The organism is Pseudomonas putida (assembly GCF_002906855.1).
GTDB classification, from domain to species: Bacteria; Pseudomonadota; Gammaproteobacteria; order Pseudomonadales; family Pseudomonadaceae; genus Aquipseudomonas; species Aquipseudomonas putida_N.
In genome coordinates, this window is record NZ_MINI01000028.1 from 1,217,763 (window position 1) to 1,240,960 (window position 23,198).

Annotated in this window: 24 protein-coding genes; 12 read left to right on the top strand and 12 right to left on the bottom strand. The window is 62.8% G+C overall.

Features of this window, described 5'->3' with window-relative positions; genetic code table 11:
- Positions 1 to 13 precede the first annotated feature (13 nt).
- The 4 genes from BGP85_RS06110 to BGP85_RS06125 all read right to left on the bottom strand — a co-directional run bounded on the left by BGP85_RS06110 (position 14) and on the right by BGP85_RS06125 (position 4,209).
- The gene (locus tag BGP85_RS06110) at positions 14 to 1,846 is read right to left on the bottom strand and encodes an ABC transporter ATP-binding protein (RefSeq protein WP_103446375.1); all 1,833 of its coding nucleotides are present in this window, start codon (positions 1,844 to 1,846) and stop codon (positions 14 to 16) included.
- 62 nt (positions 1,847 to 1,908) lie between these two features.
- Positions 1,909 to 2,466 (bottom strand): peptidylprolyl isomerase, encoded by a 558-nt coding sequence (locus BGP85_RS06115; RefSeq protein WP_103446376.1) that lies wholly within the window; start codon positions 2,464 to 2,466, stop codon positions 1,909 to 1,911.
- A complete protein-coding gene (locus tag BGP85_RS06120) occupies positions 2,460 to 3,272 on the bottom strand; it encodes an alpha/beta fold hydrolase (protein ID WP_103446377.1) in 813 nt (270 codons plus the stop codon). The genes BGP85_RS06115 and BGP85_RS06120 overlap by 7 nt, the downstream gene beginning before the upstream one ends.
- A 13-nt stretch (positions 3,273 to 3,285) precedes the next feature.
- A complete protein-coding gene (locus BGP85_RS06125) occupies positions 3,286 to 4,209 on the bottom strand; it encodes a LysR family transcriptional regulator (protein WP_103446378.1) in 924 nt (307 codons plus the stop codon).
- Positions 4,210 to 4,257: 48 nt separating this feature from the next.
- Between BGP85_RS06125 and BGP85_RS06130 the strand changes: the two genes are divergently transcribed.
- From BGP85_RS06130 to BGP85_RS06145, 4 genes are all read left to right on the top strand, one after another.
- Entirely contained in the window at positions 4,258 to 4,572 is a 315-nt protein-coding gene (locus BGP85_RS06130; protein WP_103446379.1) for a 3-phosphoglycerate kinase, read from the top strand.
- 110 nt (positions 4,573 to 4,682) lie between these two features.
- The gene (locus tag BGP85_RS06135) at positions 4,683 to 5,282 is read left to right on the top strand and encodes an FMN-dependent NADH-azoreductase (protein ID WP_103446380.1); all 600 of its coding nucleotides are present in this window, start codon (positions 4,683 to 4,685) and stop codon (positions 5,280 to 5,282) included.
- 159 nt (positions 5,283 to 5,441) lie between these two features.
- On the top strand, positions 5,442 to 6,317 hold the full coding sequence (locus BGP85_RS06140) for a carboxylate/amino acid/amine transporter (RefSeq protein ID WP_103446381.1): 876 nt from the start codon (positions 5,442 to 5,444) through the stop codon (positions 6,315 to 6,317).
- 78 nt (positions 6,318 to 6,395) lie between these two features.
- Positions 6,396 to 7,757: a purine-cytosine permease family protein gene (locus tag BGP85_RS06145; protein ID WP_103446382.1), complete on the top strand. Its 1,362-nt coding sequence runs from the start codon at positions 6,396 to 6,398 to the stop codon at positions 7,755 to 7,757.
- A 52-nt stretch (positions 7,758 to 7,809) separates the two neighbouring features.
- Here BGP85_RS06145 and BGP85_RS06150 read toward each other — a convergent pair whose 3' ends face one another.
- Positions 7,810 to 9,108: a mechanosensitive ion channel family protein gene (locus BGP85_RS06150; RefSeq protein WP_103446383.1), complete on the bottom strand. Its 1,299-nt coding sequence runs from the start codon at positions 9,106 to 9,108 to the stop codon at positions 7,810 to 7,812.
- Positions 9,109 to 9,213: 105 nt separating this feature from the next.
- Here BGP85_RS06150 and BGP85_RS06155 point away from each other — a divergent pair, with 105 nt between their 5' ends.
- Positions 9,214 to 10,575, top strand: a complete 1,362-nt coding sequence (locus BGP85_RS06155) for a DEAD/DEAH box helicase (protein ID WP_103446384.1) — start codon at positions 9,214 to 9,216, stop codon at positions 10,573 to 10,575.
- Positions 10,576 to 10,632: 57 nt separating this feature from the next.
- Here BGP85_RS06155 and BGP85_RS06160 read toward each other — a convergent pair whose 3' ends face one another.
- The 3 genes from BGP85_RS06160 to BGP85_RS06170 all read right to left on the bottom strand — a co-directional run bounded on the left by BGP85_RS06160 (position 10,633) and on the right by BGP85_RS06170 (position 11,632).
- A complete protein-coding gene (locus BGP85_RS06160) occupies positions 10,633 to 10,905 on the bottom strand; it encodes a hypothetical protein (RefSeq protein WP_103446385.1) in 273 nt (90 codons plus the stop codon).
- A gap of 138 nt (positions 10,906 to 11,043) precedes the next feature.
- Positions 11,044 to 11,337 carry an addiction module antidote protein gene (locus tag BGP85_RS06165; RefSeq protein ID WP_085675807.1) on the bottom strand — a complete coding sequence of 98 codons (294 nt, stop codon included), beginning with the start codon at positions 11,335 to 11,337 and terminating at the stop codon, positions 11,044 to 11,046.
- Positions 11,330 to 11,632, bottom strand: coding sequence for a type II toxin-antitoxin system RelE/ParE family toxin (locus tag BGP85_RS06170; RefSeq protein ID WP_103448214.1), 303 nt, complete (start codon positions 11,630 to 11,632; stop codon positions 11,330 to 11,332). The genes BGP85_RS06165 and BGP85_RS06170 overlap by 8 nt, the downstream gene beginning before the upstream one ends.
- A gap of 226 nt (positions 11,633 to 11,858) precedes the next feature.
- On the opposite strand from BGP85_RS06170, the gene BGP85_RS06175 reads away from it, so the two are divergent.
- Complete coding sequence (locus tag BGP85_RS06175; RefSeq protein ID WP_103446386.1) at positions 11,859 to 12,254, top strand: transcriptional regulator; 396 nt, start codon at positions 11,859 to 11,861, stop codon at positions 12,252 to 12,254.
- A gap of 106 nt (positions 12,255 to 12,360) precedes the next feature.
- Positions 12,361 to 13,287: a DMT family transporter gene (locus tag BGP85_RS06180; protein ID WP_103446387.1), complete on the top strand. Its 927-nt coding sequence runs from the start codon at positions 12,361 to 12,363 to the stop codon at positions 13,285 to 13,287.
- Here the strand turns inward: BGP85_RS06180 and BGP85_RS06185 are convergent.
- Positions 13,284 to 14,453 (bottom strand): MFS transporter, encoded by a 1,170-nt coding sequence (locus tag BGP85_RS06185; protein ID WP_103446388.1) that lies wholly within the window; start codon positions 14,451 to 14,453, stop codon positions 13,284 to 13,286. The genes BGP85_RS06180 and BGP85_RS06185 overlap by 4 nt on opposite strands.
- A 106-nt stretch (positions 14,454 to 14,559) precedes the next feature.
- On the opposite strand from BGP85_RS06185, the gene ptrR reads away from it, so the two are divergent.
- Both ptrR and BGP85_RS29440 read left to right on the top strand, forming a co-directional pair.
- Complete coding sequence (ptrR, locus tag BGP85_RS06190) at positions 14,560 to 15,453, top strand: putrescine utilization regulator PtrR (protein WP_103446389.1); 894 nt, start codon at positions 14,560 to 14,562, stop codon at positions 15,451 to 15,453.
- Between the two features lie 124 nt (positions 15,454 to 15,577).
- The gene (locus BGP85_RS29440; protein WP_308451135.1) at positions 15,578 to 15,706 is read left to right on the top strand and encodes a PA1414 family protein; all 129 of its coding nucleotides are present in this window, start codon (positions 15,578 to 15,580) and stop codon (positions 15,704 to 15,706) included.
- A gap of 64 nt (positions 15,707 to 15,770) precedes the next feature.
- Here the strand turns inward: BGP85_RS29440 and BGP85_RS06195 are convergent, their stop codons facing one another.
- Both BGP85_RS06195 and speB read right to left on the bottom strand, forming a co-directional pair.
- Positions 15,771 to 17,150 (bottom strand): sodium:solute symporter, encoded by a 1,380-nt coding sequence (locus tag BGP85_RS06195; protein WP_103446390.1) that lies wholly within the window; start codon positions 17,148 to 17,150, stop codon positions 15,771 to 15,773.
- Between the two features lie 140 nt (positions 17,151 to 17,290).
- Positions 17,291 to 18,241 (bottom strand): agmatinase, encoded by a 951-nt coding sequence (gene speB / locus BGP85_RS06200; RefSeq protein WP_008090804.1) that lies wholly within the window; start codon positions 18,239 to 18,241, stop codon positions 17,291 to 17,293.
- A gap of 224 nt (positions 18,242 to 18,465) precedes the next feature.
- Here speB and BGP85_RS06205 point away from each other — a divergent pair, with 224 nt between their 5' ends.
- The 3 genes from BGP85_RS06205 (at position 18,466) to BGP85_RS06215 (ending at position 21,825) form a co-directional block, all read left to right on the top strand.
- Positions 18,466 to 19,359, top strand: a complete 894-nt coding sequence (locus BGP85_RS06205; protein WP_103446391.1) for a LysR family transcriptional regulator — start codon at positions 18,466 to 18,468, stop codon at positions 19,357 to 19,359.
- Positions 19,360 to 19,492: 133 nt separating this feature from the next.
- The gene (locus BGP85_RS06210; RefSeq protein ID WP_103446392.1) at positions 19,493 to 21,058 is read left to right on the top strand and encodes a methyl-accepting chemotaxis protein; all 1,566 of its coding nucleotides are present in this window, start codon (positions 19,493 to 19,495) and stop codon (positions 21,056 to 21,058) included.
- A gap of 167 nt (positions 21,059 to 21,225) precedes the next feature.
- Positions 21,226 to 21,825 (top strand): tRNA-uridine aminocarboxypropyltransferase, encoded by a 600-nt coding sequence (locus BGP85_RS06215; protein WP_103446393.1) that lies wholly within the window; start codon positions 21,226 to 21,228, stop codon positions 21,823 to 21,825.
- Positions 21,826 to 21,839: 14 nt separating this feature from the next.
- Here BGP85_RS06215 and BGP85_RS06220 read toward each other — a convergent pair whose 3' ends face one another.
- Positions 21,840 to 23,192: an HlyD family type I secretion periplasmic adaptor subunit gene (locus tag BGP85_RS06220; protein WP_258035845.1), complete on the bottom strand. Its 1,353-nt coding sequence runs from the start codon at positions 23,190 to 23,192 to the stop codon at positions 21,840 to 21,842.
- Between the last annotated feature and the right edge of the window lie 6 nt (positions 23,193 to 23,198).

The window sequence follows — 23,198 nt, forward strand, 5'->3', positions numbered from 1 at the left end:
GCCGGAACAGGACTCAGTCGACCCCGACAAAACCCCCAGTCTGGTGATGCCACAAGCGGGCATACAACCCCCGCTGTTCCAGCAGCTCGCTGTGGCTGCCACTCTCGACGATCCGCCCCTTGTCCAGCACCACCAGCCGGTCCATCCGGGCGATGGTGGACAGCCGGTGGGCGATGGCGATCACCGTCTTGCCCTGCATCAAAGTCTCCAGGCTTTCCTGAATGGCTGCCTCGACCTCCGAGTCCAGCGCCGAAGTGGCTTCGTCCATGATCAGGATCGGCGCATTCTTCAGCAGCACCCGGGCAATCGCGATGCGCTGGCGCTGGCCGCCCGACAGCTTCACGCCACGCTCGCCGACATGGGCATCGAAGCCGGTACGGCCCTGGGCATCCGACAACTGCGCAATGAACTCGTCGGCCCGCGCCCGGCGCACGGCTTCGTGCAGCGCCGCGTCACTGGCATCGGGGCGGCCATACAACAGGTTGTCGCGGATCGAACGGTGCAGCAGCGAGGTGTCCTGGGTGATCATGCCGATCTGCGCGCGCAGGCTGGCCTGGCTGACCTCGGCGATGTCCTGGCCGTCGATCAGGATGCGCCCGCCCTGTACGTCGTACAGGCGCAGCAGCAGGTTGACCAGGGTTGACTTACCGGCGCCGGACGGGCCGATCAGGCCGATCTTCTCGCCCGGGCGGATGTCCAGGTTCAGCCCTTCGATCACGTTGGCGGCCTTGCCATAGTGGAAGTCCACGTCGTCAAAACGCACGGCGCCGCGGCTGACCTTGAGGGGCGGCGCCTGGGGTTTGTCGGTGACGGTGACCGGCTGGGCAATGGTCTGCAGCCCGTCCTGGACCATGCCGATGTTCTCGAAGATGCCGTTGACCACCCACATGATCCAGCCCGACATGTTGACGATGCGGATGACCAGGCCGGTGGCCAGGGCGATGGCACCGACGGTGATCAGCGACTGGCTCCACAGCCACAGCGCAAGGCCCGTGGTGGTGACCACCAGCAGACCGTTGAGGGTAGTGATGACCACGTCCATGCTGGTGACCACGCGCGAGGCCAGCTGGGTTTTCTCGGTCTGTTCGCGGATCGCTTCGCGGGCGTACTGCTGTTCATAATCGGTGTGGGCGAATAGCTTGAGGGTGGCGATGTTGGTGTAGCCATCGACGATCCGCCCCATCAGCTTGGAGCGGGCGTCGGAGGAAATCACCGAGCGCTCCTTCACCCGCGGCACGAAATAGTACAACGCGGCGATGTAGCCGACGATCCACACCAGCAACGGCAGCATCAGGCGCCAGTCAGCCTCGGCGAACAGCACCAGCGAGGTGATGGCGTAGATCAGCACATGCCACAGTGCATCCACCGCCTGCACCGCAGAGTCGCGCAGCGAGTTGCCGGTCTGCATGATGCGCTGGGCGATGCGCCCGGCGAAGTCGCTCTGGAAGAAATTCAAGCTTTGCTTGAGCACATAGGTGTGGTTCTGCCAGCGGATCAGGCTGGTCATGCCGGGGTTGATGGTCTGGTGCACCAGCAGGTCGTGCAGGCCGAAGAATACCGGCCGCAGCAGCAGGATCACCACCAGCATCCAGATCAGCTCGCCGCTGTGTTCGCTGAAAAAGTTGACGTTGGGCGTGCCCTGGGCCAGGTCGATGATGCGGCTCAGGTAGCTGAACATCGCCACCTCGATCAGCGAGGCGAACAGGCCCACCACCAGCAGGGCGAGAAAGCTCGGCCAGACCTGGCGCAGGTAGTACAGGTAGAACGGCCAGACCTGGCCGGGCGGCGACTCGCTGGGCGCGTCGCGGAAGATGTCGATCAGTTGCTCGAAACGGCGGTACAGCATGGGTGACAAGACTCCTGTGCTACCCGACCCTGGAAGGTTTCACGTCCCTGTGAAACCGGCGGTCAGTCGATGCGTTTGGCGGACTTGATGTACACCGGGTCGGCCGGGACATCGCGCATGCCTTTTTTCACCGTGGTTGGCGAGTTGACGATCTGGTCGACCACTTCCATACCCTGGGTCACTTTGCCGAACACGGCGTAACCGGCGTCGCGGCCTGGGTTGAGGAAGTCGTTGTCGGCGACGTTGATGAAGAACTGGCTGGTGGCCGAGTTGGGGTTGGAGGTGCGTGCCATCGACAGGGTGCCACGGGTGTTCTGCAGGCCGTTGCTGGCCTCGTTCTTGATCGGCTCCTTGGTGTCTTTCTGCACCATCTGGTCAGTGAAACCGCCGCCCTGGACCATGAAGCCCGGGATCACGCGGTGGAAGATGGTGTTGTTGTAGAAACCGCTGTCGACGTAGGCCAAGAAGTTCTTGGTACTGATCGGCGCTTTTTCTGCATTGAGCTCGATGGTGACCTGGCCGAAGCTGGTGTCCAGCTGAACGTGCGGGGTCTTGTCGGAAGCCATGACGCTGGTGGCGAAGGCGACCGAGCAGGCGGTGAGCAGGAGTTTTTTCAGCATGGGCTCAATGATCCTTGAGAGGTGGAAGCGGCTGCGAGGAACTGCAGCAGGGTCTGGTTGAAGACCTCGGGTTGATCGAGGGGTGTAGCGTGCCGGGAATCGTCGATGACCACCAGCCTGGCGTGGGGCATCAGGGCCACGTAGCGCTCTTTAAGGTGTATCGGGGTGTAATCGTGGTCGGCGGCAATCACCAGCGTGGGACAGCGGATCTGCCCGATGCGTTCCTGCACGCCCCAGTCTACGATGGCGTCGAAGCTCTTGAGGTAGGCGCGTTTGTCGTTGCGTGCCCAGCGTTCGGCCATCTTCTTGCGCAGCTCGGCCTGCCCCGGCTTGGGGAACAACCGCGCGGCCAGGCCCTGGCCGACCGTCTCGACACTGAGGATGCGCGCCAGGCCCCAGCGCTTGAGCCACCATAGCCAGTCGCTGCGGGTGCGGCGCTTGACCTCGGGGGCGCTGTTGACGATGCACAGGCTGCGCAGCCATTGCGGGTGGTCCACGGCGAACTGGAAACCGACCATGCCGCCCATGGACAGGCCGACAAAGTGCACGGGGCCGGTCTGCAGGTGTTCGAGCAGCGCCAGCAGGTCTTCGCTGAAGGTGGCGATCTGGTAACCGTCGCGGGGCTTGTCGGAGCGGCCGTGGCCGCGGATGTCCATGAGGATCACCCGGTAGTAGCGGCTCAGCTCGGGTACCTGCAGCTCCCAGTCCTGGCTGCTGGAGCCCAGGCCGTGCAGCAGCACCAAGGGTTCGCCCTGGCCATATTCCTGATAATGCAGCGAGCATCCTTCATGTTCGAAATAGGCCATGGGCGCGGTCCTCTCAGGCTTGTGGGGGGGCTGCGAAGGGCACGTCCAGTGGCGCGGTGTCGAAATTGCGCAGCAGGTCGATGAGAATCTGCGTGGCCGGGCCCAGGGTCTTCTCTTTGCTCGAATAAAGGTAGAACAGTGGGTGGCGGCTGCCACCCTGATCGAGCGGCAATGGCTTGAGCACGCCGTCGAGCAGCTCACGTTCGATCATGTGCCGTGGCAACCAGGCAAAGCCCAGGCCGCTGCCGACGAAGGTGGCGGCAGTGCCCAGGCTGCCGACCGTCCAGCGCTGTTCGGCGCCGAGCCAGCCGACGTCGCGTGGCTGGGCGCGGCCGGAGTCGCGGATCACCACCTGCAGTTGGCTTTCCAGGTCCTGGAAGGTGATCTCCCGGCCCAGACGATGCAGGCTGTGTTCCGGGTGGGCGACAGCGACGAACTCCACCGAACTGAGCTCGGTACCCAGGTAGCCACCGATGCTGTAGCTGCTGATGGCAAGGTCGGCGATGCCTTCGTGCATCACTTCCTCGACGCCCGACAGCACCTCTTCACGCAGGCGCACCCGGCAACCGCGGCTCTGTGGCATGAACGCAGCCAGGGCGCGCACCAGGCGGGCACTGGGGTAGGCAGCATCGACCACCAGGCGCACCTCGGCCTCCCAGCCTTGCTCCATGTGGTGCGCCAAGTCTTCCAGCTGGCTTGCTTGCTTGACCAGGTGCCGCGAACGGCGCAGCAGCACATTGCCGGCCTCGGTCAGCACGGCCTTGCGGCCATCGATGCGCAGCAACGGCACACCCAGCTGTTCCTGCATGCGTGCCACGGTATAGCTGACCGAAGACTGCGAACGGTGCAAGACTTCGGCGGCCTGGGCAAACCCGCCATGGTCGACCACTGCTTGCAGGGTCCGCCATTGATCCAGGGTCACGCGCGGCGCTTTCATGTTTGGCTCCTGTTGTCCTAAGCTGCGCTCTTTCAAGGAGAGCGCCCCATGAAGAAATGTTGTGCGGCAATTTTGATGTGCCTGCCCCTTGGGGCCATGGCTTACCCCATCGACGTGGAGAAGGAACTGACCGGGGTCAAGCTGGACTACACCACCTACGACACGGCCTACGACATCGGGTCCATTACCCTGAACAACTATGGGCAAGTGCCGGCAGCCTGCAAGGTGACCTTCCGCAACGGGCCCGAGGCACCCCGGGTGCGCCGGGTCAACGTACCGGTTGGAAAGAGTGTCGATGTGACGGCCAATTTCAATCGGCAGATCATCAAGCTGCGCATCGCGCTGGACTGCAAAGCGCAATAAAACGGATTAATCGATAGATTGAACCCACTTTTTACGCTTTTTTATCGATAGGTCAAGCCTTAATCTCACCTCCATCGAATCGCAACCCCTTTTGCCGATGGAGGCACCCCATGTCCCGCGTACTGATCATCGAAAGCAGCGCCCGCCAGCAGGATTCCGTTTCCCGTCAACTGACCCGTGACTTCATCCAGCAGTGGCAGGCCGCGCACCCGGCTGACGAGATCAACGTGCGTGACCTGGCGGTGAACCCGGTGCCACACCTGGATGCCAACCTGCTCGGTGGCTGGATGAAGCCTGAAGAACAGCGCAGCGCCGCCGAACTGGAGGCCCTGGCCCGCTCCAACGAGCTGACCGATGAAGTGCTGGCAGCCGACGTGCTGGTGATGGCCGCGCCGATGTACAACTTCACCATCCCCAGCACCCTCAAGGCCTGGCTGGACCACGTGCTGCGTGCCGGCATCACCTTCAAATACACCCCGACCGGCCCGCAAGGCCTGCTCACCGGCAAGCGCGCCATTGTCCTGACTGCCCGTGGCGGGATCCATGCCGGTGCCACCAGCGACCATCAGGAACCGTACCTGCGCCAGGTGATGGCCTTCATCGGTATTCACGATGTCGACTTCATCCATGCCGAAGGCCTGAACATGAGTGGCGAGTTCCACGAAAAGGGCCTGAACCAGGCCAAGGCCAAGCTGGCCGCGGTGGCCTGAGGTTCAACGAATTCCCATCCCTGACACCTGCTTTTGCTCCTTTGGGTGTACCTGCCCGGCCTGATGGCCGGGCTTTTTTATTTCGGCCCCACATTCCTCATGGTTGAACTGATTCGGCGCAACCCGCTAAGGTCGCGCCCTTGATTACGAGAGGCAACCATGGGCTACCTGATAATCGTCGCGCTGATCCAGGCGTTTTCCTTCAGCCTGATCGGCGAGTACCTGGCCGGGCACGTCGGCAGCTACTTCGCCGTGCTCGCGCGCGTGGTGCTGGCGGGCCTGGTGTTCCTGCCGCTGACCCGCTGGCGCCAGGTCGAGCCGCGGTTCCTGCGCTCGATGCTGCTGATCGGCGCGCTGCAATACGGCATCACCTACGTCTGCCTGTACCTGAGCTTCCGCGTGCTGACCGTGCCCGAGGTACTGCTGTTCACCATTCTCACGCCGTTGCACGTGACCTTGATCGAAGACGCCCTGAACCGGCGCTTCAACCCCTGGGCGCTGGTCGCCGCCCTGGTGGCCGTGACGGGGGCCGGGGTGATCCGCTTCGACAGCATCAGCGGCGACTTCTTCATCGGCTTCCTGCTGCTGCAACTGGCCAACTTCACCTACGCCGCCGGCCAGGTGCTGTACCGCCACCTGGTTGCCCGCCACCCCAGCGACCTGCCGCACTACAAGCGTTTCGGCTACTTCTACCTGGGCGCGCTGATCGTGGTACTGCCGGCGTTCCTGCTGTTCGGCAACGCCCAGCACCTGCCGAGCACCAACGTGCAATGGCTGGTGCTGCTGTTCCTCGGCCTGTGCCCGACGGCGCTGGGGTTGTACTGGTGGAACAAAGGCGCCTGCCTGGTTTCGGGCGCTACGCTGGCGGTGATGAACAACTTGCACGTACCGGTCGGGTTGCTGCTCAATTTGCTGATCTGGAACCAGCACGAGCCGCTGGGGAGGCTGCTCATCGGCGGGGCGGTGATCCTGGCGTCGGTGTGGATGAGCCGCATGGGTAGCCTGACGTTATCAAGCAAGGCATGGCGCAGCTAGCTAAGGCGCGTTCGTTAATGAACCCAAACCCGGCCGGTGCCTACCCGATAATCATGAAAATAAAATCGGGAGACCGGCGTGAAGCTAGAAACGCGAAGTATCGAATTCGTCCCACACGCTGAGCGTTATGGCACGCCTAAACGATTGTTCACCATCTGGTTCAGCTCCAACTTCCAGATAACCGCACTGATGGTCGGCACCCTGGGCGTTGCCTCGGGGCTGAGTTTTGCCTGGACCTTGCTGGGCCTGTTGGTCGGCAACCTGATCGGCACCGTGTTCATGGCCGCGCACTCTGCCCAGGGACCGCACCTGGGCGTGCCACAGATGATCCAGAGCCGCGCCCAGTTCGGTGTCCATGGCGCGGCGCTGCCGTTGCTGGTGATGGTCACGGCCGCTGTACTGTTTCTCGCCGCCAGTGGCGTGCTGATGCGCAATGCCGTTCAGGCACTGGTGCCCATGAGCGACGACCAGGCCATCGTGGTGGTCGGCGTGCTGACCTTCATCATCGGTTTTGTCGGTTACGAACTGATCCACCGCCTGGGGGCGTGGATGAGCCTGCTGTCCACGCTGGTGTTTGCCGGCGCCCTGGTGCTGATCCTGCTGCACCCCGGCGACATGGCAGGCACGACGGCAGTGACGACGGGCTTTTCGTTCACCGCCTTCAACCTGATCGTGGCCCAGGCCGCCTCCTGGACGTTGGGCTATGGCCCCTATGTGGCAGATTATTCGCGCTACCTGCCGGCCAACGTCAACCCGCGCGCCACATTCTGGGCCACCTATTGCGGTTGTGCGCTAGGCTCCTTCGCCATGATGGCGTTGGGTGCGCTGGTGGCCGTGGAACTACCCTCGGCACTGGGGCATGACCCTGCGACGGCGATTGCCGGGTTGTTTGGCCCGTGGGCGCCGTTGGCACTGGCAGTGATTGCGCTGGGGGTGATCCAGTACAACGTCCTGTGCCTGTACAGCGCCTACATGTCGTCGGTCACGATCTTCGGGGCCTTCAAGACCATCAGGCGCGTGACCGCGACTGCCAAGGCGCTGGTGATGGTGGGCCTTACCGCCGCGGCAACGCTGATTGCCATCGCTACCCAATACAATTTCGATACGTTCTTCGCCGACATCCTGATCGGCCAGCTGTACCTGTTGATCCCCTGGAGCGCGATCAACCTGGTGGATTACTACTGGGTGTGCCGGGGCCAGTATGACGTGGGTGCGCTGTACGACGCCAAGGGGCGTTACGGTTGCTTCAATCGTCGAAGCCTGGCGGTGTATGCCGTATCGATCATCGGTACCATCCCGTTCATGAAGCTGTCGTTCTACACGGGCTTCGTGGCCGAGTGGCTGGGGGCGGATATCAGCTGGGCGATGGGCTTGATCCTGGCTGGTGCGCTGTACTGCATGGTCAACGCCCGCGAAAGCAAACCGCTTTTGGCAAGCTAGGCAGATGAAGCGGCTTTGAGAGGGGAAGGGGCTGCAACGCAGCCCCGGCATCTCAAGCCTCACTCACCTCTTCAAGCCGCCGCGATACCGGCTCCACAATCCGCCCAGCCAAACCGACCCGCATGTCATTGCCACTCGGCTGCTGATACAAGCTCAGACCAAACTCCGGCAACACCGCCAGCAGGTAATCGAAGATATCCCCCTGGATCCGCTCGTAATCGGCCCACACCGTGGTGGTGGTGAAGCAGTAGATCTCCAGCGGCACGCCTTCGGCGGTGGTCTGCATCTGCCGGACCATGCAGGTCATGTTCGGATGCACGTTCGGGTGGTTCTTCAGGTAGGCGAGGGCAAACGCGCGGAAGGTGCCGATATTGGTCAGCTTGCGGCGGTTGGCTGAAAGTTCTGGCACTGGCCCCAGCGCCTCGTTCCAGGCCAGCAGCTCCTGGCGCTTGCCGGCCAGGTAGTCGCCCAGCAGGCTCACCTGGCTCAGGCGCTGTTCCTCGTCCGGGGTCAGGAAGCGTACGCCTGCGGCATCGATGAACAGGCTGCGCTTGATCCGCCGCCCGCCCGACTGCTGCATGCCGCGGTAGTTGCGGAACGACTCGCTCATCAGGCGCCAGGTCGGGATCGAGACGATGGTTTTATCGAAGTTCTGCACCTTGACGGTATGCAGGGTGATATCCACCACATCGCCATCGGCGCCGACCTGCGGCATCTCGATCCAGTCGCCCACATGCAGCATGTCGTTGCTGGTCAGCTGCACACTGGCGACGAACGACAGCAGGGTGTCCTTGTACACCAACAGCAGCACCGCCGACATCGCACCCAGGCCCGACAGCAGCAACAGTGGCGAGCGGTCGATCAGGGTGGCGACGATGACGATCGAGGCGAAGATCCACAGCATCATCTTGGCCAGCTGCACGTAGCCCTTGATCGAGCGGGTGCGGGCGTGTTCGGTGCGGGCGTAGATGTCCAGCAGGGCATCGAGCAGGCACGACAGGGCCATGGTCATGAACAGCAGGGTGAAGGCCAGGGCGAGATTGCCGAGGAAGTGCTGGGCGGTGTCGGACAGCTCCGGCACCAGCTTCAGGCCGAACTGGATCACCAGCGACGGGATGGTCTGGGCCAGGCGATGGAAGACTTTGTTGTGGCGCAGGTCGTCGAGCCATCTCAGCGCCGTTTGGCGGGCCAGCAGGCGGGTGCCGTGCAGCACCAGGAAGCGCGCCAGGCGCCCGAGCACCAGTGAAATCAGCAGCAGCACGGCCAGGCCGATCGCGGCGTGGAGCAGTGGATGTTGGTCGAGGGTGCCCCACAAGTCGAGGCTGTCACGCCAGATGCGTTGGATGTCCATAAGCTTGTAACCGGTCTTTTACAGCGAAACGAAGCGCCATTAGAGCGCGGAAGCCGACAAAGTTGCCAAAAGAAATTCGGCTAAGGCTGCAGAAAACGTTACCCTATGCAACTGAATTTCCCGCACTTGCCTGAGGTTACCTCCGTGTTCTCCCAATTCGCCCTGCACGAACGCCTGCTTAAAGCCGTGGCCGAGCTTAAATTTGTCGAGCCAACCCCGGTGCAGGCCGCGGCCATCCCCCTGGCCCTGCAAGGGCGCGACCTGCGTGTGACCGCGCAGACCGGCAGCGGCAAGACCGCCGCGTTCGTCCTGCCGCTGCTCAATCGCCTGGTCGACCTGAAAGGCGGGCGCGTCGAGATCCGCTCGCTGATCCTGCTGCCGACCCGCGAGCTGGCCCAGCAGACCCTCAAGCAAGTGCAGCTGTTCTCGCAGTTCACCTACATCAAGGCGGGCCTGGTCACCGGCGGTGAAGACTTCAAGGAACAGGCCGCCATGCTGCGCAAGGTGCCGGATGTGCTGATCGGCACCCCGGGCCGCCTGCTCGAGCAGCTCAACGCCGGCAACCTCGACCTGTCCCACGTGCAGGTGCTGATCCTCGACGAAGCTGACCGCATGCTCGACATGGGCTTCGCCGAAGACATGGAGCGCCTGTGCAAGGAGTGCGAGAACCGCGAGCAGACCCTGCTGTTCTCCGCCACCACGGGCGGTGCGGCCCTGCGCGACATCATCGGCAAGGTCCTGAAAGACCCTGAGCACTTGATGCTCAACAGCGTCTCGCAGCTGGCCGAAGGCACCCGCCAGCAGGTCATCACCGCCGACCACGACCAGCACAAAGAGCAGATCGTGCAGTGGCTGCTGGCCAACGAGACCTTCGACAAGGCGATCATCTTCACCAACACCCGCGTCCTGGCCGACCGTATCTATGGCCACCTGGTGGCCAAGGACGTAAAGGCCTTCGTGTTGCACGGCGAGAAAGACCAGAAGGACCGCAAGCTGGCCATCGAGCGCTTCAAGCAGGGTAGCTCCAAGGTGCTGGTGGCCACCGACGTGGCGGCCCGTGGCCTGGACATCGACGGCCTGGACCTGGTGATCAACTTCGACATGCCACGCAGCGGTGACGAGTACGTGCACCGTGTGGGCCGTACCGGCCGTGCGGGTGGCGAAGGCCTGGCGATCTCGCTGATCACCCACAATGACTGGAACCTGATGTCCAGCATCGAGCGCTACCTCAAGCAGCAGTTCGAGCGCCGGGTGATCAAGGAAGTGAAGGGCACCTACAGCGGTCCGAAGAAGGTCAAGGCCTCGGGCAAGGCGGTGGGTGCCAAGAAGAAGAAGGTCGACAAGAAGACTGGCGAGAAGAAGGCCGCTGCCAAGCGCAAGCCGACCGCCAAGCCACGGCCGAATGCGCCACTGGCCAGCGCCGATGGCCTGGCGCCGCTGAAGAAGCGCAAGCCGGCGGCTGAGTAAGTCACGTCAAGGGCCTATCGCCGGCTTGCCGGCGATAGGCCCATCAGCCTTCATGGCTCACTCAGATTTTTTCTCTGCTTCCTTCAGTTCCTTGATCCTTTTGTCGATCAGCTGACACTTGTCGGGCAAGTCCTTGCTTGCCGTCCCCAGCTCCATTCCCTGGAGCTCAGCATTGATCTCCTTGGCCTTCTGCGGGTTCTGTTCGGTCAGTTGACTGACCAGCCCGGCCAGCTCTTCACGTTTCTGAGTCGCCTCTTCCGGCGTGCAGGCCCAGGCGGGCAGGGCGCAGCACAGGGCTGTGGCACAGGCGATGCGCAGCAGCTGTTTCATCCTTTCTACCTCCGGCGGTGGTGTTGCCCGGTGGAGGCCTGCCTTCGATGGTTGGTTCAGCACCAACGACCGACGGCTATACAACTGGGTGCCCTCTAGTCTCGCCCTCAAACAGAGGATTGAGCTTTTGTTGAAGCATCAATGGGCCAGATGCGGTTTTGCAGCCATGTCGATACCCAGAGCCTTCATCACTGCCAGAAAAGATTTCAGTGTAGGGTTGCCGTGCTCGCTAAACGAGCGATAAAGCTGTTCTCGTGAAAGGCCAGTCTCTTTTGCCAGCTCGCTCATTCCCTTGGCCCGTGCCACGACTCCGACGGCTTTTGCAACATAGCCAGCATCGCCTGTCTCCAGCGCATCTGTCATGAAATGCGCTATTGCCTCAGGTGTAGTGAGGTAATCCGCTGGATCGAATTCGAAGAATTTCTCAGTCATTTTGCATCCTCCACGAACGCAGAATCTGGTGGGCAGCCCTGATGTCTCTTGGTTGGCTACTCTTGTCGCCGCCACAAAGCAGAATCACCCACGTATCGCCCGATTGGTGAAAATACACGGGGTAACCCGGACCATAATGAATCCTCAGTTCACTGATGCCATGGCCAACGGGCGAGACATCGCCTGGCATGCCTTCCACGAGCCGGTTGATGCGGGAGATGATCCTGAACCTTGCGTTGGCATCTCGAAGCCCGACCACCCATTTTCTGAAACTGCTGGATTCGAATTTTTTCATCGGGCGAATGTAGTTTATAAAATACATTCGTGGGATACAGCAAATAGTTTCTACCTTTTGCCAACTGATACACGATGTGAGCGAGCTTGTTTCAACCCGTTCCAGTTGCGGATTCTGCCGTAGCCCAATTGGGCAAGGTTTGTATCTAGATAACTTTTGGAACACTCCCGCCTGCCAACCGGTCCCAACCTGTGTACCCCTTCGTCCACAGCAGGAGACCCTCTCCATGAGCAGCACCTACGACTGGGACCTGATCGAGCGTTTGCTGCACGAGGTGCAGAACGGCGCCGGTCACAGCTTCACGCCACGCCCCTATGCCGAGCAGCACGCTGCGGCGCTGGCCGCCAAGGGCCAACCGGTGGGTGATCTGGACCACCTGAAAACCCGTGCCTGCGAGTACGAAAAGCTGCTGTTCGAGCGCGGCTTTATCGAGAGCCGTGAGCAGGAGGAGGGCGGCAACGGCGAGAACTTCGTGCTCACCGAGCGCGGTTCGCGTTTGCTCAGCCTGATCGACAGCAGTATCCCTGGCTTCGAACACCCGCGTCAGGTGCTCGATGAGCAGGAGGATGGGCTGGACGAAACCACCTTCGAGCAGGTTTCGGCCAAGGCACAGATCGCTTGAGGTCGTTTTGAGGCTGGCAAGGGCAGGCCAGGAAACCCGATAATCGGTATTCCTTGACCACTGCCGAGCCCTTGCCGATGCCCTCGACCACCCAAAAGGCCCGCCCATGAGCGCGGCCCGCAAGAACCCCGACGCCTTTGCCTTCCAGGTGATGCTGGGCCTGTGCCTGATCTGGGGCTGCCAGCAAGTGCTGATCAAGACGGCGGCGGTGGATATTGCGCCGGTGATGCAGGCCGCCCTGCGCAATTGCATCGCCGCTGTGCTGGTGGGGTTGATGATCTGCTGGCGCGGCGGCTGGGAACAGGTGGGCAACACCTGGCGGGCTGGGCTCGTGGCCGGCGGGTTGTTCGGGCTGGAGTTCCTGTTCATTGCCGAGGGCCTGAAGCTGACCTCGGCGGCGCACATGTCGGTGTTCCTCTACACGGCACCGGTGTTCACTGCACTTGGCTTGCACTTCATGCTCCCCAGCGAGCGGCTGCGGTTGCTGCAGTGGCTGGGGATCTTGCTGGCCTTTGCCGGGATCGCGATGGCATTCGCGGGGGGCATGTCGTTCGCCGAGATGGATGGGCGCATGCTGCTGGGCGATGCCTTCGGCGTGCTCGCCGGGCTGGCCTGGGGCGCGACCACGGTGGTGGTACGTGGCTCGCGCCTTTCGGAGGCACCCGCCACCTTGACCTTGTTCTACCAGTTGGCGGTGGGCTTTGGCGGCTTGCTGCTGATTGCCCTGGTCAGTGGGCAGATCGGCGATGTGACCTTGACGCCGCTGGCGGTGGGCAGCGTGCTGTTCCAGGGGATCGTGGTGTCGTTCGTCAGCTACCTGACCTGGTTCTGGTTGTTGCGCAAGTACCTGGCCTCCAACCTGGCGGTGTTTTCGTTCATCACACCGTTGTTTGGCGTGACCTTTGGCGTAGTCCTGCTGGGCGAGCCGTTGAGTGCGAACTTCGTATTGGGGGCGTTGATGGTGCTGCTGGGGGTAATCCTGGTGAGTGCCGAGCCTTGGGTGAAACAGCAACTGCGCAAGTTTGTGGGTTAAGCGGCGCTCTGCGGCTCAGCCCGGCAACCGTGCAGGCTGCGTCCACGGCTCAGCACCAGCACGCCCGCCACCCCCAGGCCCGCTGCAGCCAGCACCAGCGCCGGCTGCAAACTCCCGCTGTAGTGGTTGCTCAGCGCCGCCAGCAGTGGGCCGCTCAACTGCCCCAGGGCAAAGCATGCGGTCAGCAGCCCGGCATTACGCTGCGTGGCATGCGGCGCCAGTTCCCGCGAGCGCTGCATCACCAGCTGCATGCACGCCAGGAAGGGCCCGCCGCACAGCACCACGCCCAGGGCCAGGCCAACGCCACCACCCATCAGGCAGGCCAGCACCCCCAACCCTTGCAACCACAGGGTGACCGTCAGCCAGGCCGAAGTACGGCCTGCCCGGCGCAGGCTCACCAGTACCACACCCAGCGCCGCCGCGAGGCCGAACGCTGGCCAGAACAGGTCGGCCATCCAGTTGCCGCGAAACTGCTGGTTGGCCATCTGCGACAGGAAGGTAGCCGGCAGGATGTAGCCCACACCGTACAGGGCATAGACCAGGCCCAGGCGACCAATGCCGACGCTACGGCTCGGGCCCTGCTGCGAGGTGGCGGGCGCCACGGCAGGTTGGGCGCGAGGCAGCCAAGGGCGCACGGCCAGCAGCATGACCAGCGCTGCAACGGCATAGACCAGCCAGAGTGCCGCCGAGCCAAGCCCCAACAGATGCGCAGCTAACGCCAGCAAACCCGTCAGCGCGATACCCAGCCCAGGCCCGGCGAACACCAGCGCCCCAAGGCGCTGGCGGTTGTCGGCATTGGCCACTTGCTGGCTGAGGCTGGTGATCATCACCAGCACCCAGGCACTGGCCACGCCGGTCCCGAAGCGCAGCAGCAAATGGCTCCAGAAGCCGTCCGCAACCCAGGAGGCCAAGGTCAGCAGCACGCACAACCACAGGCCACCGTGCAGGCGCAGTTTCACCTGGTTCGGCCGACGGGCGTACATGGCGTCCAAGGCGCCGAGGAAGTAGCCCAGGTAGTTGGCTGCCGCCACCAGCCCGGCGGCGGTCAGGTCGAACTGGCCTTCGGCGATGAGTTGCGGCAGTTGTGGGGTGAGGGCGAAGCGGCCAATGCCCATGGCCATCATCAGGGCCACGGCGCTGGCCAGCAGTTGTGCGAACGGCGACATGAGGACTCTCCTGCGCGAATCAATGCGATGGATGGCAGGTTAGGTCGAGTTGACTTTCAATAAAATTGAATAATGATGATCAAGTTGTTCTGTTTTGGAGAATGTCATGGAGTTCAGCCAACTGCGCATCTTCCAGGCCGTGGCCGAGGAAGGTTCGGTAACCCGCGCCGCCGAGCGCCTGCACCGGGTGCCGTCGAACCTGTCGACGCGCCTGCGCCAGCTCGAAGAGCAACTGGGGGTGGAACTGTTCCTGCGTGAACGCCAGCGCCTGCAACTGTCGCCCGCCGGCAAGGTGCTGCTGGATTACGCCAATCGCCTGGCGGCGCTGCGTGATGAAGCCGTTGCGGCGGTGCAAGGCGGTCAGCCGGCCGGCGATTTCGTGCTGGGCACCATGTACAGCACTGCCGCCATCCACTTGCCGGGGCTGTTGGCGCGCTACCACCAGCAATACCCGGCGGTGAACCTGCAGGTACAGGCCGCTCCAAGCGGCGACCTGCTTGAAGGCCTGCTCAGCCATCGTCTGGATGCGGCACTGGTGGACGGCCCGCCAAGCCTGGCCGGGCTGGATGGTGTGCCGCTGTGCGATGAAGTGCTGGTACTGATTACCAGCCCGGAACACCCGAGGGTGCGCAGTGCCAAGGACGTGGCGGGCAAGGCAGTGTTCACTTTCCGCCAGGGCTGTTCCTACCGGATGCGGCTGGAGGCCTGGTATGCCCATGACCACACGCCGATGGGGCGGGTGATGGAAATCGAGTCGTACCAGAGCATGCTGGCCTGTGTGATCGCTGGGGCGGGGGTGGCCTTGATGGCGCAATCCATGCTCGACAGCCTGCCCGGGCGTGATCGGGTTCGCGCCCATCGCCTGCAGTCGCCCTTCGATCACGCGCAAACCTGGTTGATGTGGCGCCAGGGCATGCACGGGGCGAATTTGCAGGCCTGGATCGACTTGCAACAAAGCGAAACGATTAACCAGTCGTCGGAATGCGCCGTTTCCGCTTGATCCGCGTCAAACTAGCCCATATCTGTAGGAACAAGAGCATGCGTAGTACAGGACATCGGACTATGATCTGTATGAAACATCGCAGGATTGAATTGCCGTGAGGCTGACCCGTCAAGGGGGCATTATGAAAAACCAAATGTTCAACTGGCTCCACGACCTGGCCGTCGCTTTGGGGCTGATTCCACCACCCTTGCAGCCGGTGCCGATCCCGACTGATGAAGAGCAGCGCCAGCGCCAGCCGCGTCGTCGCTGAAACGCAAAAGGCCGCAGCATCTGTCAGATGCTGCGGCCTTTTTGTTTCTGCTATTGTGGCCTGATCAGGCCAGCTTCACTTCACCCACCGGCTTGCGCGACAGCACGCTCACCAGCACGAAGCTCACCAGGCCAACCGCCAGGCTGTAGTAGATCGGCGTGTTGGCATCCAGCCCGTCCTTGAACATGAAGAACAGTGCGGTGGCAAAGCCCAGCGACATGCTGGCAATGGCGCCTGCGGTGGTGGCGCGCTTCCAGAAGATCGCACCGATCAGCGGGATCAGCATGCCGCCAACCAGCAGGTTGTAGGCCAGGGTCAGGGCACTGATCACATCGTTCACCGCCAAGGCGATGCCCAGTACCGCCAGGCCGGTGATCAGGGTGAACAGGCGGCTGACGCCCAGGCTCGACTGCTTGCCGCCACGCAGCTTGGGCAGCAGGTCTTCGGTCAGGGTGGTCGAGGCCGCCAGCAGGCCGGCACTGGCAGTCGACATCATGGCCGCCAGGGCTGCCGCCATCAGCAGGCCACGAATGCCTTCCGGCAGCTGGCCTTTGATCATCTCGGCAAAGGCATTGTTCGGGTTGGCCAGGTCCGGCATCAGTACATGGGCGGACATGCCGATCAGGGCGCACGCCAGGCCGTACAGGACGCAGTACACACCTGCGGTGGTGCCGGCGCGCTGGCAGACTTTTTCGTCACGGGCGGTGAATACCCGCTGCCAGATGTCCTGACCGATCAGGATGCCGAAGAAGTAGATCAGGAAGTAGGTGATGATGGTGTCCCAGCCGATGGTGGTCCAGCTGAAGCTGGCCGCCGGCAGCTTGGCTACCAAGGTGTCCCAGCCACCGGCCTTGTACAGGCACACCGGCAGCAGGATGAACATCAGGCCAACGGTCTTGATGACGAACTGGACAATGTCGGTGAGGGTCAGCGACCACATGCCGCCGATGGTCGAGTAAACCACCACCACACCGCCGCCGAGCAGCAGCGACGCCCAGAACGGCAGGTCGAGCAGCACTTGCAGGACGGTGGCCATGGCCAGGGTCGATGTCACGCCGATCATCAGCGCATAGGCCAGCATGATGGCCGCGCTGGCCTGGCGGGCCATCGGGTTGTAACGACGTTCCAGCACCTGGGTGACGGTGAAGATCTTCAGGCGCAGCAGCGGTTTGGCGAGGAACAGGTTGAGGGCGATGATGCCCAGGCCCAGGGCGGCACAGAGCCAGAAACCGGAGATGCCGTGGACGTAGCCCAGGCGTACGGTGCCGACGGTGGAGGCGCCGCCGAGCACGGTGGTGGCCATGGTGCCCATGTACAGGGTCGGGCCGAGGTTGCGCCCGGCCACCAGGTAGTCTTCCTGAGTTTTCGCGCGCCGCATGCCATACCAGCCCAGCCCTAGCATGCCGACGGTATAGATCATTACAACAATGATGTCCAAGGCCATTGGGGGTCTCCCGATTATCTTTATTATGGCGAGATCGACCGCGCAGGCGTGTTCACGGCGCCCGGCGGTCTTGTCTTGTGTTGGCGGGCCTCTATGGCCCTCCCTCATGGCTCCTGCCGGGGTACTTCAGGCAATGCTGATCAGCGACGCACGACGCCCGGTAGCACGCAGAGCATCTCGAACAGCAGGTTGGCGCCTAGCAGCGAGGTGTTGCCGGTGGTGTCGTAAGGCGGGGAGACTTCAACCAGGTCACAGCCGATCAGGTCCAGGCCGTGGCAGCCGCGAATGATCTCCATCGCCTGGATGGTGGTCAAGCCGCCAATTTCCGGGGTGCCGGTGCCTGGGGCCCAGGCCGGGTCGATGCCGTCGATGTCGAACGACAGGTACACTGGGCCACCACCGACTTTTTCGCGCACTTCTGCCATCAGCGGTTCCAGCGACTTGTGCCAGCACTCTTCGGCCTGCACCACGCGAAAGCCCTGGCGGCGGCTCCAGTTGAAGTCGTCGGCGGTATAACCCTGGGCGCGCAGGCCGATCTGCACCACGCGGTCGCAATCGAGCAGGCCTTCTTCCACGGCGCGGCGGAAAGTGGTGCCGTGGGCGATCTTTTCGCCGAACATGTGGTCGTTGACGTCGGCGTGGGCATCGATGTGCACCAGGCCGATCTTGCCGTGCTTCTTGTGCAGGGCACGCAGGATCGGCAGGGTGATGGTGTGGTCGCCACCCAGAGTCATCGGGATGACATTGTGCTCGACGATCTCGTCGTAGGCTTCTTCGATGATGCGCACGGCGTCGAGCAGGTTGAAGGTGTTGATCGCCACGTCACCGATGTCGGCCACCGACAGCGAGTCAAACGGGGCGGCGCCGGTGGCCATGTTGTACGGGCGGATCATCACCGATTCGGCGCGGATCTGGCGCGGGCCGAAACGGGTGCCGGAGCGCAGCGAGGTGCCGATGTCCAGCGGTACGCCGATGAACGCGGCGTCCAGGCCTTGGGCGCTTTGCAGGTGGGGGAGACGGAGCATGGTGGCGATGCCGCCGAAACGCGGCATTTCGTTGCCGCCCAGTGGTTGGTGGAGAACTTTGTCCACGGTGGGCCTCATCAGTCGGTCGATTGTTTTGTTTGTTCGAACCTGTGCCGCCGCACGCCTTTAAAGTCTGGATCGCTGGCGGGCAGGGACATTTCGGCCAAGTCTGCGCAAGGTAGTGCGTGGGAAGAATCGCTACCGGCAAATACTTACTTCAGGAATTTCTGAACTAAAGGCCGCAGGAGCGGTTAGACTGCGCGCAAATACCCCTGCGGACTCGTTGCACGATGGCCTCGACCTTGCCCGACCTGAAACTGCTGCGCATCTTCGTCAGCGTGGTGCGCCACCAGGGGTTCGCCAATGCCCAGCGCGAGCTCAACCTGTCGACCTCGGCAATCAGTACCTACATGAGCCAGCTCGAAGGCGCCTTGGGTATCGTCTTGTGCCATCGCGGTCGCGGTGGCTTCAGCCTGACCAGCAAGGGCGAGCTGTTTCACCAGGAGACGCTGCGCCTGCTGGCCGAGCTGGATGGCTTTGAACAGTATGCCGCAGCGCTCAAGGGTGAATTGCGCGGCACCCTCAACCTCGGTGTGATCGACTCCACCGTTGGTGATCAGGCGCTGCCTTTGGCCGAGGCCATTGGGGCCTATAGCCAGGAGCACCCGGCAGTGCACCTGCATCTGTCGGTGTCCAGCCCCTACGAGCTGCAGCTTGGTGTGCAGGACAACCGTCTGGACCTGGCCATTGGTGCGTTTTCCTCGCGCATGAGTGGCTTGCTTTATCAGCCGCTGTACCGCGAGCAGCATTGGTTGTATTGCAGTAGCCGCCACCCATTGTTCGCCGAGCGGCGCATCCCCGAGCAGGTTGTGACCCAGCAACGCATGGTGGGGCGGGGCTACTGGAGCCAGGCCGAATTGGCCAGGCATGGCTTCAAGCACAGTGCGGCCACGGTGGAAAGCATGGAGGCGCAACTGATCCTGATTCTCTCGGGCGCCTACATTGGCTACCTGCCCGAGCACTACGCCCAGGCTTGGGTCGACAAGGGTGACCTCAGGGTGCTATCGCCGGCCACCTTCGGTTATCAGGCGCCCTTCTCGCTGATCATCCGCAGGGGGCGTAGTCGTGAGCCGCTGATTCAAACATTCCGAGACCTGCTCAAGAGCCAGTTGAATGTCGGTTGAAGGGTAAAATTTCGTAGGACAATCCGACTGAATGTCCTAAATAAATTTTCAAAATAGCCGCTAACTTCCCCACGCTCTGCTAGATATTTAGTTGCGCTGCCCCCTCATATCCCTCTTCGAAGGACCGTTCAAGATGCGCATGAACTTGCCCGTCACTGAGCACGAAAGAACTTTTACCCGCGAGCAGCGCCTGATCTCCACCACGGACCTCGATAGCCGCATCACCTACTGCAACGACGCTTTCGTCGCGATCAGCGGTTTTACCTACGACGAACTGGTCGGCCAGACGCACAACCTGGTGCGTCACCCAGACATGCCCCCCGCCGTATTCGGCCATATGTGGGAGACCATCAAGCAAGGCAAACCCTGGATGGGAGTGGTCAAGAACCGCGCCAAGAACGGCGATCACTATTGGGTGAGCGCCTATGTCACGGCGATCTACGAGAACGGCCGCATCAGTGGCTACGAGTCGGTGCGTTCGGTACCGACCCGCGAGCAGATCCGCCGTGCCGAAGCCCTGTACGCACGGCTGCGCGCAGGCAAGTCGCCGACGCCCTGGGCAGCCCGGTTCGGGCACGGCCTGGCCGGCGGCGGGCCACTGATCGGCGCTGGCCTGCTGTCGGCGGCCGGCTACCTCTGGTTGCCACCTTATCTGGCGCTGGGTGTGCTGATGACCAGCTTGCTGGTGGCCTGGTACCTGATCGAACGTCAGCAAGACCAACCGATTCGTCGCACGCTTGCTGAACACCCGAAGGCGTTCACCAGCCCCCTGGTGGCTCTGACCTACAGTGATAACCCTGGCCTGATGGGCCAGCTCGACCTCGCCATCATCAGTGAAGAAGCGCGCCTGCAAACCGCGCTTACCCGCCTGGTGGATGCTGGCGTTGGAGTAAAGTCTCGCGCCGCGCAATCGGCGGACCTGTCCGATGCCCAGGCACAGATGCTCGACCGTCAGCGCAGCGAGACCGACCAGTCGGCCACGGCCATCGCGCAGATGGCCGCGACCATCCAGGAGGTCACTCATAACGTACAAAGCACCGCCCATGCTGCGGGTGACGCCGACCAACTGGCCCAGCACGGCAGCGAGCTGGCACAGCAGAGCCTGAAGGCCATGGGCAGCATGAGCGAGGCGGTCAGCGACATCGGCCAGGCGGTGAATGCCCTGGCCGAGCAGACCCAGTCGATCGGCAGTGTGGTCGATGTGATCACTTCGATTGCCGAGCAGACCAACCTGCTGGCGCTCAACGCCGCTATCGAGGCGGCCCGGGCCGGCGAACAGGGCAGGGGCTTTGCCGTGGTCGCCGACGAGGTGCGGTCGCTGGCTCAGCGCACACGCTCTTCCACCGACGAGATCCACCAGATCATCGCCTCGCTGCGTGCCGGCGCCGAGCGGGCGGTGAGCACCGCCAGCCGCGGCGAGCAGATTTCGCGGGACAGCGTGCATAGTGTCGAGGCGGTGCAGGCGGCGTTGGCCGGGATCGCCCAGGCGGTCAGCCGCATTACTGGCATGAGCCAGCAGATGGCCACGGCGTCGGAGCAACAGAGCCATGTGGCCGAGGACATCAACCAGCAGATCGTGCGGATTGCCCAGCTGTGCGACCAGAGCGCAGGGCAGGCCAAGCAGGGGGCCGAGATCAGCCAGGACCTAGAACGCATGGCCGAGTACCTGCATAGCCTGGCGGAACGGTTTAACCGATAGATTCACGTTTGCAGGCCCATTCGCGGGGCAAGCCCGCTTCTACAGGCACCTCACATGGCTTGGATAATGTGCAACCCCTGTAGGAGCGGGCTTGACCCGCGAATGGCCCGCAAAGCGGGCCCAAAATTTCAGCCTGTGGCAAAATCCCTCCGCCAACGGAGACCCCCATGCCCAGACCCCGCTGCGAACGCTGCCAGCGCCCGCTCGACCATTGCCTTTGCCCGCTGATTCCCAGCCTCGACAGCCGCACCCGGGTGGTCCTGCTGCAGCACCCCAGTGAAACCAGCCACGCGCTGAACACCGCCCGCCTGGCCGCCCTGGGCCTGGTCAATGCCGAATTGCGGGTCGGCGAAGTCTTCGCTGATCTTGCCGAATTGTTGGCGACCCCAGGCTACCGGCCCGTGCTGCTGTTCCCCGGCGAGCAGGCGCAAGCGCTGACAGGCTACGGCGAAACGGACGACAAGCCATACATGTTGATCGTCCCCGACGGCACCTGGCGCAAGGCACGCAAGCTGCTGTACCTGAACCCGCTGCTGGAGGCGCTGCCCAAGGTGACACTGGCGCAAGTGACGCCTTCACGTTACCGCCTGCGCAAGGCGCCGGAGCCGGGAGCGGTGTCGACCATCGAGGCAGTGGTGCAAGCGTTGAACGTGATGGAGCAGCCATCGAACTTCGATGATTTGCTGAAGCCGTTCGAGGTATTGATCGAAGGGCAGATCAAGGCCATGGGCGCCGAGACCTTCAACCGAAATCATGGTAAAGGCTGAGGCCAGCACAGGACTCACCTTTCCCGCAGCGCCTCGGTCCGGGCCTTGAGCACCGGCTTGAGCAGATAATCCAGCACACTCTTCTGCCCGGTGATGATATCCACCGTGGCCACCATCCCGGGGATGATCAGCAGTGGCTTGTTGTCCCCACCCAGGTGGTTCTTCTCGGTTCGCACCTGGATCAGGTAGAACGCATTGCCCTTGTCGTCGGTGACGGTGTCGGCGCTGATCAGTTCCAGCTTGGCCTTGAGCCCGCCGTAGATGGTGTAGTCATAGGCACTGAACTTGACCATCGCCGGTTGCCCCGGGTGCAGGAAGGCCACATCCTGCGGGCGCACCTTGGCCTCGATCAGCAGGTTGTCCTCGATCGGCACGATCTCCACCAGGTCGCTGCCTGGCTGTACCACGCCGCCGATGGTGTTGACCTTCAGCAGCTTGACGATGCCGCGCACTGGCGAGACCACGGTGGTGCGGTTGACCCGGTCATCAATGGCGATGCTGGTGGCGGTGATCTTGGACAGCTCGGTGCGCTTGTCATTCAGCTCCTTGGCCGCGTCCGAGCGGAAGCTGGCGTCGGACTCTTCGATCTTGCTCTTGATCTCGGCGATCGCCGCCTCGGCGCGGGGGATGGCCAGGCTGGTGGCATTGAGCTGGCCGCGGGCTTCAACGGTGCGTTGCTTGAGGCGCAGGATCTCCACCGGGGAAATGGCGCCCTTGCTCACCAGCGGCGCCGACATGTCTGTCTCCTGTTGCAACAACGCCACGGCCGAGCGGTACTGATCGACCTTGGAGCGGAACTCGGCCAGCTCCTGGTTCTTCTGCCGCAGCTGTTCGTTGAGGGTCTGTTTTTCGCTGGCCAGGCGGCGTTGGCGGGAGGTGTACAGGGCTATTTCGTCTTCGGCGACCTGGGGCGCCTTGGCGCGCACTTCGTCCGAGAGCGTGAACGGGCGGCCTTCGGCTTCCGCCGACAGGCGCTCGACCTGGGCGGTCAGGGCATAACGGTCAGCCTCGCTTTCGCCTTTGTTGGACTTGAACCGGGTGTCGTCCAGGCGTAGCAGGGTGGCGCCTTTCTCGACCATCTGCCCTTCGCGCACGAAGATCTCGGTGACGATACCGCCTTCGAGGTTCTGCACCACCTGTACCTTGCTCGACGGGATCGCCTTGCCTTCGCCGACCGTTACTTCGTCGAGCACTGCCAGGCTGGCCCAGACCAGCGCTACCAGCAACAGCGCTGCGGCCAGCAACACGGTCAGGCGCGATAGGCGTGGCGAGTCCTGCAGAGTGGCGCCGGCCAGTTCCGGCATGTAGTCGCGTTCGGCCCGTTTGTCGGCGCCATGGCTACTGCGTACGCTTTGCATGAGAGGCATGGTGAG